The sequence below is a fragment of the Methylobacter sp. Wu8 genome, assembly GCF_036440755.1.
GTDB lineage: Bacteria > Pseudomonadota > Gammaproteobacteria > Methylococcales > Methylomonadaceae > Methylobacter_A > Methylobacter_A tundripaludum_A.
In genome coordinates this window covers 45,363-60,713 of the sequence record NZ_JAZGVT010000062.1, presented here as the reverse complement: position 1 = coordinate 60,713, position 15,351 = coordinate 45,363, and the positions used below count along the sequence as shown (strand labels likewise).

Sequence of the window (15,351 nt, the reverse complement as noted above, 5' to 3'; positions counted from 1 at the left end):
ATGCTAACGCCACGCTATATACAGATCGTCGAACGAGGGATTGGTCTGCCGCTCTATAGCCTCGTTTCCAATCATGCCACGACAGACTATTGGGCTGGCTATCTGCCCAGCGTAGCGGCAGGCTTTGGCAGCGACATCGACCCTTCTATAACTTGGCAAGACAAGGGAGGGGTTTACCTGTTCGCAAAAGAATGTCCCGACGACTTTTCCACTTTCCTTGATGAACTCAATCTCTTGCTACCGAAGCTTTCTCCAGCGGGTGATGTAAGGATATTGTGGGTTTACAACCCGAATCAAGCAAGCGCATGCTGGCAATGGAATATTTTGAAAGCCAGCGCGGTATCGGGTGCGCGAGGGCTAAACTGGGTAGTGATGCGGCAGGCCTTATTCAGTATCGGAAGTTATACACTTGCCATTGACGCCCAGGCCACGATGGATCTAGATGAAACCGATAATTGCAGCATCACATTTTCAGTTGATCAGGTAAAATTCTTTGGTCCAAATGGCCGCTATCCGGCACAACACCTGCCGGTTTCCATTCCGCTTTGGGGCGCTCAACAAGGTGCTTTCAACGCCTACCTTACATTGGCAGAAGGCGATCTGTCCAAGCTGGCAGTCAAATTGCAATATGCAACGACCACTGCAACATCAAACTTCAATGTCTTTGATGAGGTGGAGACTCTGGACATGCCCATCCTGAGTCTGCCGACGGGTTCGACGATGCAGATGAAGCTCTCATTCGATCCGCTCAACCCATTGGATCCAGAACGCAGCCATCTGAGTTTTTTTCCGTATGACAACACGACGCCTTCAGCGCTGGACAGCACATTCATCACCCCACTGGGCATGGGCACAACCCTGACTCCGGCATATTTGGCATCGCCGCTGTGGCCTGCTCGGTTGGTATTCAATCGCACTCCAACCACCTATGCGTCAGGGGGAGAAGCGAGCAATTTCGCTTATCACCTGACCCCGGACGGCGCCTTTAGCCTGAACGTTGTGAACCCGCCCACCGGGCAATCCATCAACCTGCTCTGCGGGCTGTCGGGTGTTGAATCCATCCAGTTTGCGCAAGACGACATCATGATGTTTTATTCGGGCCAGCCCGCAGGCGTCGATGTCACGATGATACCGGGTTCCGAAGAAATCACCTTGAAGCTATCCCCAACCTCGCCATTCACCACATCCTGGGCAATGATCCTGCCAGGTAACGCCGCTGCCCCATCCGTTCGCACGTATTATTCGGAGCCGGATCGCTCGTCATTCTATGCCAATACCGATAGTACATATCCGTCACAACTCGCTTATTACCCGACGAGCCGGATAACCCTGCCCGATACGCCTAACCCAAGCAGCGCGACCTGCTGCTTCCCCATAGCGTCCTATCAGGGGATGGTTCAAGCCGCCTTGGGTTTCGGCAGCAAGCCAAAAAATGTCGAAGCTTTCGAGTTTCAGCTTCTCAACCCGGAGCGGCAAAAACTAATCGAACAGATGGCGCAGCCGTCGACTCCGGCTACGGGCAGCACCACTGTTTATGCGCTCACGCCCCAAGGGTATCAGGCAACTTTTGTTAACGGCGTATGGACCGGAATAAGCATAGCGAAAGCCACGGTGACTGGGGAGGTAGGTGGTAGTCCGGTAACGGTCAGTAATGTTGATATTGAATTTTCAAGCGCTAATGAAACCACGCCGCTGCCCGATGCTTTGCAAAAGGCTTTTCTTACCAATCAACAGTTCCTTGTTATTACGGCGGATATAACAGGCAACGATGGCAGCAACCTTGCAACCTTTGCGCCACAAGTCATGATGAGTGATTGGTCTTTTATCCTGAATATGCCCAAGACGACCACGCCCGGCAATTATACGAATGTGCTTATATTCAAGTCGGGCAACACCAGCATAAACCAGATGGCCAGAAATCCCCATTTGTGGACACAGTATGCGGATTTTAACGATACAAGCAGCGACGCTGAAGGTAACTTTCTTTCAAACTGGCTGGTCGAATATCTTGAAAATGCCGAGGCGCTTTATGACAACGGCAACGGTGTTGCCAGCCTTGAGAATTTCTGCACCTTGATCAACGACGAGAACTGGAACGGGTTCCTGGCCTTGAAAGTAAAGGTTGGTGACATAGCCACTTTGCCTGTCGATGTGCAGGCGCTGGTGGCTGATATTAGCGGCAACTTATACGCCCATCATTTGGGTAACGAGATAAACCACGTTGGGCCAAGTAAGTTTGCCAGTATCAAAAAAGGTGATTTTGTTAAAGCTGTGGTTTCTGCTTTTCCCGACAATACCCAAGTTGCAGCTAAGACAGATACCGCGATTACGCTTTCCAGTGCGTCTACCAGCGAAATTCCTGAAGGTACTTACATGGAATTTGTAGAGCTGAAGCAAGAAATTAGTTTGAAGCTTAGTGCAACGCTGCCCACTTCAACAAATATCCTTCAGAAAAGTGATTTTTCACCAGTTGAGCCGGGGGCGTTTAACAGTATCAAAAAAGGTTATTTTGTTAAGGCTATGCTTTCCGGTGGTGATAATGCTTTTCCCGACAAAACCCAAGTTACAGCTAAGACAGATACCACGATTACGCTTTCCAGTGCGTCTACCAGCGAAATTCCTGAAGGTACTTACATGGAATTGGTAGAGCTGAAGCAAGAAATTAGTTTGAAGCTTAGTGCAACGCTGCCCACTTCAACAAAAACCCTTCAGAAAAGTGATTTTTCACCGGGAGCGGATTCTTATGACCTGAACAGCCCCTTCTTCGGTTTGATCCATTACGTGAATCCGCAGTTTGCCGGTGAAGCCAAAAATCCGCCCGCCTATGTACAGATTGCAAGCGATTATGACTTCACGGTACTGACACTGGAAGTGGTCTTTGAAAAGGCCCTGGAGACCCGGTTTTCCAACAAGTCCATGCTCATGATGAACACGTTCTTCGGCGACAAAGTGGTGCAGACCGGCCCGAATGGAGAGCAAGGAGCCAATAATCTGATACTCATCGGAACGTACCACGATGTGGACAACGTACCTTCTTACAGTTTTTCAACGGCCAAGGGCGTGACCACGGATTTTTACCTAGCCAGCAACGCCTTTAACTGCAACCGCATCGCCAACGTCACGATGAATGTGGTCAAGCTTTCGGGCAGCTCAGAGGCTACTGATATTTATAAGGCAAGTTTTGCCATTCGCGGCAGCTTTGACTTTCTGAATGACAGCAGTTTCGACCTTCTTTCATACGAGTATTTGCCTTACTACGGCCTGACCCTGGACGTGACCATACAACACAGCCAATCCAATATTTATGAGATGGTTGCGTCCAAACTTCGGTTTGAGAAAAATCAGACCGAAGCTCTTGCGGCGGGATCGGGCAAGCAGGCCGGACAGGCGCTTAATATCGTGCGTACCGGTTCGCTGGTCGCGCAGTTCCCGATGAAGCTCAAGGGGCTGGTTCAGTACGTGGGCGTTACAACAACCAATAGCGCCGGCAACGAGGTTCCCGACAATGTCTCGCCCGGTGATATGGGCTATCGCTTGCTGGAAACGGCAACTCCTAAGGGCATCTCATTTACGAGCCCGTCTGACGGGGTAGCGTGGTACGGCCTGGAGTTCGATCTAATTCTTGGGGGCAAAGGTTCCCTTGCTGCAAGCGGGGCCATCTCTGCCTCGATGCTACTGGCGTGGATGCCGGGCGGCAGCGGCTACTATGCCAACGCCTCGCCCCAGTTCAAGCTCTCGGGCCCCGATGGCGTGAGTTTGAGCTTTGATTTCGAGGGGGTGTTGAAGTTTGGCGCCAAGGACATCGTGCTGAACAGGCATGTAGACGCAAGTGACCCAACCAAAGATTATTTTTATATGGAATTCCAGAGCATTGCGCTGACGTTGCTCAGCATCTCCTTCCCGCCCGGCGGCACGACCAATCTGGCTCTAATGGGCGATACGAGCGCAGCGGATGGCAGCATAGTCAACCCCACCCTGAGTTGGTTGGGCGGGTATGCGGAAAAAACAAATTAGGAAATAGACATGCCACGCTGCAAAGTTATTATTTGGAATGTTGAGTGTTTTGGGAATTTTAATAATCTCAAGAAAGGGCCACTGGGCAGTAACCGCATTCAGGGGACATTATGGGCCATTGCCCAGGTGATTCTTGCATACCAAGCAGATGTCGTTGTCATGCAGGAGTTTCGAGCTGCTGGCGCTGTTTTTTTACCGGGGCTGCAAACATATTTGGACGCGGGAGTTCCAGGTACTACTTGGAACTTTGATTATTTGCCCGGTTCGATTAGGGATACCGTAGCGCCCGCATTAAATGCAGTAACAAACATTGCTGACCTGGATTATATCTCTACTGGGAACTCCGAAGGTTATGCGGTTTTTTGGAAAGGAACCATTCCATTATTACCGTTTATTTCTCCAGTGCCAAGCCCTGATGTCAAGATGTCCCATGGCATGAATGGTGTGCCTGCAAATCAAGGCTATATCAATCTGATCACTGAAAGTCATGCATACACAGAAGTTGACAACGCGCCACTGCCGATTCAACTGATTAATCCTCCAGTACCGCCGAATATTCCTGCCGGTTTTCCAAAACCTAACTCCGATGTGGTCGGTATGACGAGTACAAAAAGAACACGATCCCATGCAAGCGTCACCTACCGCCGTGAAATACTCCAATGGAAGGATGTAAGGCGGCCTTGCATCATCAAGATAAGTGCAACAACTAGCTCAACAGGATTTATTCCCATCATTGCACATCATGGGCCAAACGGAGGAATGGCGCCACTCTATAGTGTGATTGCCGCGTCGCTTTCCCCATATTTTTTTGGCGATGGCGGTGCCGGTGCCGTATTGCCTGTAATCTACGGCGGTGATTTGAATACAACAACCCAAAATGAATTGTATTGGTCAGAACAAAACCTTAATTGGTTTAATCTGGCAAGTGCAACTGGAACATATTCAACCGCTCCCAATACAAACCTGATCAGGTATGGTTTTACACGATCCCAAACCCAGTACGAATATCCGGCTTATGCTGCGGGAGTAGGGTTAATCACCACTGGTAATAATTATGAGTCGCCGAGAGATATTTTATATCACCGCGATCTGACTAATGTTACCCCCACAGGTGTTATTGACGTACTCGCTGATTTACAAAATGCAGTCTCAGGCCTGTCCATTGCGCTTTTTACCCCCCCAGTAGTTGCTAACCCTTTGCTCACATCTCTCAACCAGATACTTGCAGACCAAGTAGCAGGCATAAATTCAGGCTACTGGCTGCCGGACGCGATTAAAAATGATGCGGCTGTACTCGCCAATCTTTCGGTACCGTTCACTGCTGCAGGCGCTTGCCCTAATATCTTAACTGCCGCCATTCTCTACCGATGTTTTATCACGGATCATCTTCCGCTCGCTATAGAGTTTGATATTTAAGAGAGACATGTAAATGAGCAATGACTTGAAATCAAAAATTACAGATTCTCTTTCATCAGGCACTACTATTGACTGGGATTATAAAACGATTGCTGCCGAGCAGAACATTGCGGGGGCTGTATTCCCGGTAACTGTCAAAATTGGGCTGGAGGTGGATTCTCCCTATTTATTATCTGGCGTTTTCAGCGGCCAGTCACTGCTTGCATTGATCCCTCCAAGCCTGTTGCCGTTGGGTAGCATTACACTGGATTCCGTTGTTTTCGATTTGTTTACCGCTAATGAAACCATTGGTGGTATCCATGGCTATTTGTCGCTGGGAGCGGGTGGCACCGGCTTAGCGTGGAATATAGCGACAGTTGGCACAAACGAATTTGCGGTAAATCTGTCTGGACTGTCTGTTTCCTGGATTACACCTCAAAATCCAGCCGCTTCGTTTTTAACGGTTTCTGCGTTTGGTTTCGTTAAAATCGGCGCGTTTAATTTGGAAGTTGTTGTCAGCTTTCCTGAGGCTGAAGTGCAGATATTTCAGCCGCCTTCAGAAAACCTTAACCTGGGTGCTTTTTTTAGCCATTTCGGGCTTACTTCGGTCGAGTTCTTGGATAGCCTGGTGCTCGAGAACTTCAATCTTGTTGTCGATGGAAGTAGCAAGTCAGTCGAGCTTTTTGCAGATATTGAGGTCGTGCAGACGGCATCTGCAAGTTCTGGAGAAAATGCTTTAACTTTGATTCGGGGTGTAGATAGTTCTCCTGCTGTTCTAGGCATTGCAGGACTGGCGGTTCAGTTCTCTGCGGCTGGTGGTGCTGTCAATGCAAGTCTGCTGGGTGAATTATTGTGTTTGGGCAAATTGGCATTGAGTGCAAAAGTTGCCATCGACACCGGTACGGGCACCTGGACGTTTGATGGTTATTTGGATATTCAGAAAACCTGGAATAATCTAAATCCCGGTGTAAAACCACCCAAAACGTATTCGATCACCTTGCCCTACCTTGCTGATATTTTTGTATCAGGCGCCTCCTCATATATTCCTTCCGCACTCAATGATTTTTCCATAGCGGCTTTATCTGTCGACTACACCTACGTTAAAGGCGGCGATAACAGTGCTTATGCTTTTAATGGCGTGTTCGACGGAAACTGGACGCTGGACAGTGCGGGCGAAATATCAGCAGAATTGCAAATCACCTTGGGCAGCAGCCAAAACAAGGTCTCTGCCGATTTTGAAATGGACGGCTTTGAATTTACTTTAAGCTGCGACCTTACAAAAACCACGAAAGAGATATCGGCCTCCATATCCGATGAGATCGACGGCCAGCAACTGGCTGCGAGCGGGACTTACACTGACAATGCCGCCGCATCACCGCCCAATAAAACAGCCACTTTCACTATTACCAGCCTGCCAAGCCTTGGCGCACTGATGGCCTGGTTCGTAGCAAAGGTAACGGATAATCCATTTTTCATACTGCCCGCCCCTTGGTTTGGCCTTCTGAACGATATCAGCTTTGATAGCGTATTAAGTGATGTGACATTTGAAATTGAAATTGTCCCTCCGCACGATGCTATCACCAATACGCAAAAGATCGTCTCCTGCACCCTAACACCATCCAACACAATCTTTGGTGTTACGATTACAGGTATCACACTAAAATATGATTCAGCGCAGAAAGCTCAAGGAAATAGTGGTCTCTCTTTTGCAATAGCTTACTCAGGCACTATCCCCTTCCTCACACAGAACCCAATTTCATGGGATCCTGTAAACGAGCAACCGCCCGCCGTTCCAGGCAAAGGCGCATCCATTATCGACATCGAGCTGCTTGCCCTGGGACAGCATATTGAATTTAACGACAATCCAACGCCTGCCTGGCCATCAACTTATACGGTTCCGCCAACCACCGTGGAGCAGGCTGTTGCAGACCTTGGATACGCCATAAGCCAACTGAGCGGCACATCATCTCCCGCGATGGCATTTGCAAAAGACGGCGGCTGGCTTGTCGGCGCCTATGCCAAATTCCTCGGCCAGGCCGACGTGCAGTTTATCTTTGACGATCCCCGGATGTACGGCCTGATGGTGAACGTTGCAACAGGTAAAAATGCAACGCTTAACAAACTGGCAGGGCTTTACGCCGAGATACTTTACCGCAAGGTGAGCGAGACGGTAGGCGAATATGAGGGCTTTCTGACGCTGCCGACCAAGATCCGCACAATGCAGTTCGGTAACGCCTTTGTCACGTTGCCTTCTATATCGGTGTCGATTTACACGAACGGGGATTTTTCTTTCAACATAGGCTTTCCCTACAACCTTGATTTCTCCCATTCCTTTTCCGTTACCGCCGATAGCTTTACCGGGGCTGGCGGTTTCTACTTTGCCAAATTGAACGGCCTGCATCCAAAAGCCTTGCCCGATGCAACCAATGGCAACTTTAATCCCATTACCGAGATTGGCGTAGGACTGCGCGTGGGCAGAGGAATAGCCTTTCATAAAGGCCCGCTCAGCGCTTCCGCCAGCATTGTCCTGGAGGCGCTCTTTCAGGGTATCTTTGCCAAATTCACGCCGAGCATCGGCGGTGAAGACTATGAATATTACGACATTTGCGCCGCAGTCGAGATAGTGGGGCATATCCAGGGGTCAATTAATTTCGCCATCATTCAAGCATCGCTCAATGTGACTGCATTTATACGTGCCGATGCGACGTTGATCGCCTACCAACCCTGCCATGTTTCAGTCACCGCATCCATTGATGTTGCTATTACGGTCAGTATCGATCTTGGTCTATTTACCATCCATATTCACTGCCATTTCTCGACCACCTTCCATACACAGGCAACGCTGAGTAGTTTACAGCAGGGTTCGGCACCCTGGATTGTTGTGCACCATCAACCGTCGCCACCCCGCCTGCCTGAGATGGCATTTTTGATGGAAAGTCTCCCTGCGGCTCCGGCGGCGCTTCTGTCGCTGAAAAATCACGCAGCTCCGATGGCGCCTCCGCCACGGGTGACTTGGCAGCCGCTTACTGCATCGTCTTCAAAGGCGCTGAATATTGACATCCTTCCGCAGCCGACCTCCACCGGCACCGGCGACTGGTACTATGTATGCCAGTTTGCGATGAACCTCGAAGAAGCCGGTAACGATTCATACCAGAACTTTGTTGAAGGCTTGCTCGTGTGGGCGCTTTACGCCACAACCAACCCAGCCTCCCCATCGGCCTATAGTGACGTTGTCGGCACAGGTAGCGGCACGAGCACCCCAATAACCCTCGCCAATATCAAGGCCTTTACCAAGGCGCTTAACAACAAGCCAATCACTGCGGCTAACCCATATAACTACAGTTCCGTTGCCCCCACTTTAGCGGATGTGCAGGCGCTTTTTTATCAGGCAACCGCGAATACTGCGTTGTTTGATATCACGATTAAAGAACCGGCTGCCCCATCCTCAGGGTCTCAGTATAAAGCGGTTTTTTTCCCCATCCTGCCCGGCACAACCGTTACGCTAACATCCAGCAAAGAGCTGACCCAAACTGCGCCTACCCCCGAACCCGTTCCACCGGCCGCAGACATAATAACCAATCAACAAAATATATTTATCGAGTTCATTATGCTGACCGTTAGCAATGCAATGGACAAGGCCGAAGAACTCGGTGTTTTTGCCAGCGATGGAACCTCAACCATATATGATGTCATTACGGCGCTAGAGGCAAAGCCATCCGGCACTCCAACACCTCAGCCGTATTATGATTCCATCGCCGGCCTTACGACCCGATTCATGCTTCATGGAACGAGGTATAACGGCGAAGCGCTTTACGTTGCCACGGGGCAACAAATGCCGATCACTTTTAATGTGCCTTCAGGATCAAAAGCCAACCCGTCTGCTACAACACCCGCGCTGTCGATCAGCATGAATGTAAATTGCCCGGATGCCGCTTCGTGGGGTACGACTTTTAGCCCTCTATTTATGTGCAGCAGCACTGCCGCCAATTCAAGTCTTATACGGCAACCATCGGATTTTGTTGGAACAGGCGCCCCTACTCTTGATACGGCCGAGTTTGCAAGCTCAGGTTTAATGCCTTTGGCTCACCCACCTGAAAACAAGCAATATCAGTTGAAGGTGGGAATAGATACCGGCGCAAGTTCGAGCCTATGGCACTTTCCTGTCTCTTTGATTAATGGCCTTTCCTCTGGCAGTGTGCTTCCGGCAAATTGCAGTTTAAATGCGGCGACGATTAACCTCCAAACCGGTGTTGTTGACGGCACGGGAACAGCGCCATCTGCGCCTGCAAATTGCTATGTCACTACAGTTGAATTCAAGATAAAGAAGATTCCGCTGCCGACGGCAAAAGGCCAAAAGATAGCTTACCTGAAAAACACTTACCAGCTCGGCCAAGTCAACCCTCTAGGGCTGGTGCGTCTGGAGCGGCTTATTAATGATATTGCCACGGCCAATCCTATATACAATCTTCAGCTTAGTTATGTTAGCAACGGAGAAGCAGTTCTTACTACGATAGGTGGAGATGTTTTATTTATCTTGCAGAGCGACTTCTCGACAGAGATCAGTTCAACAGTACCCGCAAATAACACGTCGCCCGATTTTGTTTATAAATTATGGACAGGAGGGGTAACCAACACGGGGGGGGATTACCTTTACTGGGATGGTGTGCCCGATACGTTGTTTGACACAAACGGTGTGGCCGAAATAAGCCTGGTAGTCACTTTAACTGGGATTACGGCATATACCACAGGTGTATTGCTAAGTGAACCGACGAGCACCTATAGCGGCGCAAACAAAACAAGTAACCTCTATATTGAAGACTCAGGCGAGCAGGTAGTTCGCGCCTACTTTGATCCAGGCAAGGTTCCCATGAGGGTGACCAGAAATGTTCCTGCGCCGCAAAATCCTGTTCCTTTTGCAAGTACGCTTAACCACACTTACAATCTCCTTAACGCGAGCTTTGGAGGTGTCGCTACCACTATAAGCCCGAAGAATAAATCCAAAACGGACATAAATACCTGGTACTACGACCACGTCTTTTCCCCCGTAACGCCATTTGTGCCGGACGGGTCCGGCACACCGCCAACAAGTATGAATCCTTATCAGGATATAGTGAGCCAAACGGTTCCTACGTTTACGCTTATACCTGTAGACCTTTTTGGTAATGAATGGTCGGCGATAACGCCTGCAACGGTGCCAACAGGGGCTATGCTCTACACAGACCCCGTTATAAGCCTTAAGCAGTTACCCTATCTGCACATTGATTATTCATTCGATGCGCAAGGTAACATTGATTTAAATTTCGACTTTGATTTCGAAGGATACGGTAGTGAGGCTGGGCAGGCACCATTGGCTCATCAGAAGGCAGATCTTTGGGCATACGCAAAAGCCATTTACCAGCTTTCCGATCCTGCGACTACTGCAACGGTTAGCACATCGTTTGCAACAAACGTGGACAGCAATAAAGTTAAGTCGGGTATCCAGACAAATCTTGGTGCGATCTACAAAGCACTGGATACCAATGCTCCACTATCTACCCCATTAAGTCCAGTGGCTGTTGTCGTCACAGCAGCCAGCATTAACCCAAACACTTACTTTGCCCTTAATGTAAATCTCACCCTTGAGCGCACGCAATATGTAGATCCTGCTTTTTCGGTCGATCCAAGGATCACATCATCCGTTATGACTGCGTCGCCGCACTCGCTGGTTAATAAAGGTACCGATACAAGTCCCAATTATCAAAATGACCTTAAACCCTTTGCAACAGCTTTTGAGACCGCTTACGCAACAGAGAATATGAAGATAGCCGTAGGGGCGATCGACAGGAAAGGCGCAGCTCCCAATGCCCACCAAGTCTGGGTGGTGAGGTATGGAGCCTCCGGTGATATTGATATATCTTTTGTAACGACGGGTAGCACACCCGTTTATTATTGTTATTCGCCCAAGCCGCTATCTAATAAGCTACTGTCAAGAGCCAATATTCCTGTCGCTACGGTAAGTGGTGGTGTAACCACCCCATCAACAGCTACCGCCACTAATGTGGACCTTGATGCCGAGATGCAAGCCTTCCTTAAAGCCTTGGATACCATGTTCACGCCAGAGATGATGACGCCTGCCGCGATTATTAATCCTGGAGCTATTTCTAAGCTGGCCGGGCACAAAAAAACAATAGTTAGTAACTTGATAAACTACGTTACCTATTCTCCCGGTTCTGGCAGCGGAATTAAGGCAGCGTTAGCAGCGGCTCGAGAGATGTACAGGCAGGAGTGCCTTAAGGAACTTGGTAATTTCTACAAGATGGACGCAGTCGCCGTTTTGGAAACAAGTGCCAATAGCGGTTTTACCAGTACTATAAATTTCCTGGGCACACCTGTTCCGTCTAAGGTGACTAAAGCGGAGGCAACTCTTACAACAGGAAAAGCAACCGTGCCTATTAGTAATGGGCAGTCATATATGGCCCTTGGTATTTTTCCGAAACAATTAAGCAAACATAGTACCTACACGGCTGATCTGTCTTTTAAATTGACCGCCTTGGAGCATGACATTGAGCAGATAACAATAAATGAGGACGGTTCCAGTGCCATATATAATGCAGGCTCCTGGTTTAAGTTCGTAAATGAGCCCGATCCAATCGATATTGGGTCCATTGCGGTTCCCATGCCTCTAAGGGCTTTCCCCACTCCGCCTAGGTTAGGCAGGCTCTATGCCGACGACCTGGCAAACGTAGATAAGCCGGTTACAGACCAAAATGAAGAAATGATGTATGCCAAGGCCTGGAGCCTTAATGGCGAGTATTCCCACAGCTATGTAGCCCAGGACAGCCTTGGCTTGGAAGTTAGTATCAATAAGGGCATATCGGATCAGTCTGAACCGCAACCAGTAACGCCCCCATCATCACCGGACCTTCTTGACGCTCTTGTCCAGTTCAGGACGGTGTATCCGTCACTTAAGGGTACGCTCGATACCCTAAGTACAACTCAAAGCCCGAGCAAAGGACAATCACCTTTATCCGATGCTATCGAGCACTTTGCAAAGCTGGTTAAGCATGTTGCCAATTATTCATGGCCTACTGCTGGCGGGGCGACTCCCGCTGTAAATTATCTTAAAAGTTCTTTTAAGGTAACTGAAAAAGCAGACAAGACTTCTGGTGATTGGACTGTTACGGTTGAATCTACAGACAGTTCGAACAGTTTGGGCTTTGTACCCCAACTTAAAATATCAGGGTACACCTCAAGTGTTGATGGAACCCCAGCTGACTCGACTCAAAGTGTGACCTACATTTATTCTCCCGACAGTGAAGTCACAACAAATTCGCCGGAAAGCATAGAAGAGCGTACTGTCGTTGTAGCACCTGCACAATCGCTTATTCCGAGCTGGCCTTTCGCTAAATCCGCCACAAATATCCCCTTTAATATCCTTACCCATCAAGACGGCATTATAGCCATGAAGGTTATGCGCAACATGAGCCTTGCTCAGGAGTTTCATTACGAAACATCTGAAGTTTCCTATAAGAGCATTCTTTATCCACTGCTTGTTACCGATGCTCCGATAGATATTGGAGCGCTTTCCGGCACAGGAGATAGTAGTCTTACCGGTCGGCTTACAAACCTTTTTAATGCGCTTTTGATGGACTATTCGACTGACGCTAAGCAGACCATTGGCCAGTTTCAGGTCGTAGTTACATTTAATTATCTATCCAACAGTAGTTCAGCGTTTGCTATTAAACCTGTCAGTGTCCCGGTAATGATGAGGGTGCCGACAGACTTTACTAATGACAGCTATATAGGCGATATGGAGAGCGCTATAACTTCATGGATCACTGCTAATTATGGCAGTTTTAGTAACTTGACAAATAATAGCAATTTGATCGACGCCTATTTCAATTTCGATATTTCGCTTTTTTCAGGCAGTTCGAAATCGGGCAATCCCATTTTAAGGATTCAAAAAGCACAGCTAAAATGTAGTGATATGTAAAGGAAGCCATCGACGACTGCCTTGATAAAGTGAAATCTGCGTTCAAGGAACAAGTAAAAACACTTTTAAACCCAAAATTCCAGCTATTTGAAAAATCCACAGGCGTGACCGCGTGAGGTATAGCTTGATTTTATATTGGATATACAGATGGTTCTCCTACTCCCGTTTCAGGCTGCTGCGCTTTCGTTTCCTTATACGCAATGGTCGATGCCCCCCTGAAACGGGTTTCCAGCACTGGGTAGTCTGTCTTCCGTATCATGCCGCTCCCGCTACTCCGGGAATCAACCAGTGCTACTTCCGTCCCTCTAACTTAAAAAATACAGCACCTTCTCACTGAACGAAAAGAAGCGTATATTCCAAAGCCGACAGTTTTGACCGACCAGGTCGCTCATACAAAAAGGTAAAAAATAATGACTGATTGTTTATTTTGCAAAATGGTTGCCGGTGTGATTAAACCGGATGTGGTTTTTGAAGATGATAATATTCTGGCTTTCAGGGATATTCATCCCCAGGCTCCGGTGCATATCCTGATTATCCCCAAGCGCCACTTTGCAACCTTGAATGACCTGGACGACAGCCTGCTCGCAGGTCAAATATTACAAACGGCAACAACGCTGGCTAAACAGGAAGGCTTATCCGAAGAAGGCTACAGAACCGTATTTAACTGCAACAGGAAAGGCGGGCAGGACGTTTATCACCTGCACTTGCATTTGCTGGGCGGCCGGCAAATGACTTGGCCTCCGGGTTAATTGAAGAGAGCGGTTTTTATATGAACCTCAAAACGCAGTTAATATTGTTGCTGACGCTATGCTGCCCGCTTGCAGCATCGGCCCTGGATGAAAATCCAACCATAAAAGTTACCCAACTGCTCAAAACGACCACCAGTTGGGACGGCAAACAAATCATCTATCCCAAAGGCCAAGGCGAAGTCACGGCACTGACTGTTGAGATTGCGCCGGAAGGCGAGACCGGATGGCACGAACACCCGGTGCCTTCGTTTGGCTACATCATGGAAGGCGAGCTGGAATTAAGGCTCGCCACCGGCGAGGTTAAGTTCCTTCATGCCGGCGACGTTCTGCCTGAATCTGTAGGCGTACTGCACAATGGCCGCAACACGGGCGAAGAGCCGCTGAAGATTTTGGTGTTTTACACCGGCGAAGTCGGCGCCAAGCTTAGTGTTGCGCACCCGGAGTTTGTTCCTCCGGCAACGCCTGATTCGGAAAAGTAATGCGGTAACGACAGGCGAACGGGGTTTTGGAACGTTCAGCTGCGGTTTTCAAGATAAAGAATGACAGCGCATAAAAAAGCCCGGCAGGTTTCCACCTCCGGGCTTTTTTATTTTAAGCAACGATGCTTATTTCGTCATTTTATCCTTGAACAAGGCATCCCGTTTCCTGTTGTCTTCTTCCATGCGGTACTGAGCCGAACGATCAACCGGCGCTGCAACGGGAGGCGCCGCGACAACCGGCGCTACGCTGGGCGCTTGAACGGCAGGACGCTCTGTTTCCTTGGTTTCGTCCAGCCGGAATACCGGCCCGTAAGTCGTGTCCACATCAAAATTTTCCCAGATATACCGAGGGTGCGCGATGGGCTTGGTAGGAAGGGGAATGGTGACCAAATCGGCAATGCCTACGCCTATGCGCCCGCCGGTGTGAACCAGCCCTTTAAACAACCCGCCGACAACGCCATAAAAAATATTGCTTTTATTGGTCGTGTTAATGATGTTTTTGGGAATTTCCAGCACACCGGTGGTCAGGTTGGCAAAGGCGTTCAGCGCCTTGTTGCCAACCTTGTCGCCATAACTTTGCTGTTGCGGCTTATCCGCCCGACTGACGGGGGCATGGCTCGTATCACCATAACCCTGCTGCATATCGGCCTGACTCATCGGCGCATAAACAATCGATAGGCTAACGAAAAGAAAACAAACAAAAAAACGACCGAATTTACGCATATCAAATCCTGTTGGTGTG

General features: G+C 49.0%; 6 protein-coding genes. 5 read left to right on the top strand and 1 reads right to left on the bottom strand.

Features of this window, described 5'->3' with window-relative positions; translation table 11 throughout:
* From V3O24_RS09700 to V3O24_RS09680, 5 genes are all read left to right on the top strand, one after another.
* Complete coding sequence (locus V3O24_RS09700) at positions 1-4,014, top strand: hypothetical protein (RefSeq protein ID WP_146083322.1); 4,014 nt, start codon at positions 1-3, stop codon at positions 4,012-4,014.
* 9 nt (positions 4,015-4,023) lie between these two features.
* The gene (locus tag V3O24_RS09695; protein WP_104423191.1) at positions 4,024-5,430 is read left to right on the top strand and encodes a hypothetical protein; all 1,407 of its coding nucleotides are present in this window, start codon (positions 4,024-4,026) and stop codon (positions 5,428-5,430) included.
* A 13-nt stretch (positions 5,431-5,443) separates the two neighbouring features.
* Positions 5,444-13,381 (top strand): hypothetical protein, encoded by a 7,938-nt coding sequence (locus V3O24_RS09690; protein ID WP_331307100.1) that lies wholly within the window; start codon positions 5,444-5,446, stop codon positions 13,379-13,381.
* A gap of 410 nt (positions 13,382-13,791) precedes the next feature.
* Positions 13,792-14,130 (top strand): histidine triad nucleotide-binding protein, encoded by a 339-nt coding sequence (locus tag V3O24_RS09685; protein WP_104423189.1) that lies wholly within the window; start codon positions 13,792-13,794, stop codon positions 14,128-14,130.
* 20 nt (positions 14,131-14,150) lie between these two features.
* Positions 14,151-14,609: a cupin domain-containing protein gene (locus V3O24_RS09680; RefSeq protein ID WP_104423188.1), complete on the top strand. Its 459-nt coding sequence runs from the start codon at positions 14,151-14,153 to the stop codon at positions 14,607-14,609.
* Positions 14,610-14,735: 126 nt separating this feature from the next.
* On the opposite strand, the gene V3O24_RS09675 is transcribed toward V3O24_RS09680, so the two are convergent.
* A complete protein-coding gene (locus V3O24_RS09675) occupies positions 14,736-15,332 on the bottom strand; it encodes an exosortase system-associated protein, TIGR04073 family (protein WP_104423187.1) in 597 nt (198 codons plus the stop codon).
* Positions 15,333-15,351 lie beyond the last annotated feature (19 nt).

Excerpts from the sequence above, each read along its gene's own strand:
- V3O24_RS09700 (WP_146083322.1), top strand. The coding sequence starts at position 1 with ATGCTAACGCCACGCTATATACAGATCGTCGAACGAGGGATTGGTCTG.
- V3O24_RS09685 (WP_104423189.1), top strand. The coding sequence starts at position 13,792 with ATGACTGATTGTTTATTTTGCAAAATGGTTGCCGGTGTGATTAAACCG.
- V3O24_RS09675 (WP_104423187.1), bottom strand. The coding sequence starts at position 15,332 with ATGCGTAAATTCGGTCGTTTTTTTGTTTGTTTTCTTTTCGTTAGCCTA.
- V3O24_RS09690 (WP_331307100.1), top strand. The coding sequence starts at position 5,444 with ATGAGCAATGACTTGAAATCAAAAATTACAGATTCTCTTTCATCAGGC.
- V3O24_RS09680 (WP_104423188.1), top strand. The coding sequence starts at position 14,151 with ATGAACCTCAAAACGCAGTTAATATTGTTGCTGACGCTATGCTGCCCG.
- V3O24_RS09695 (WP_104423191.1), top strand. The coding sequence starts at position 4,024 with ATGCCACGCTGCAAAGTTATTATTTGGAATGTTGAGTGTTTTGGGAAT.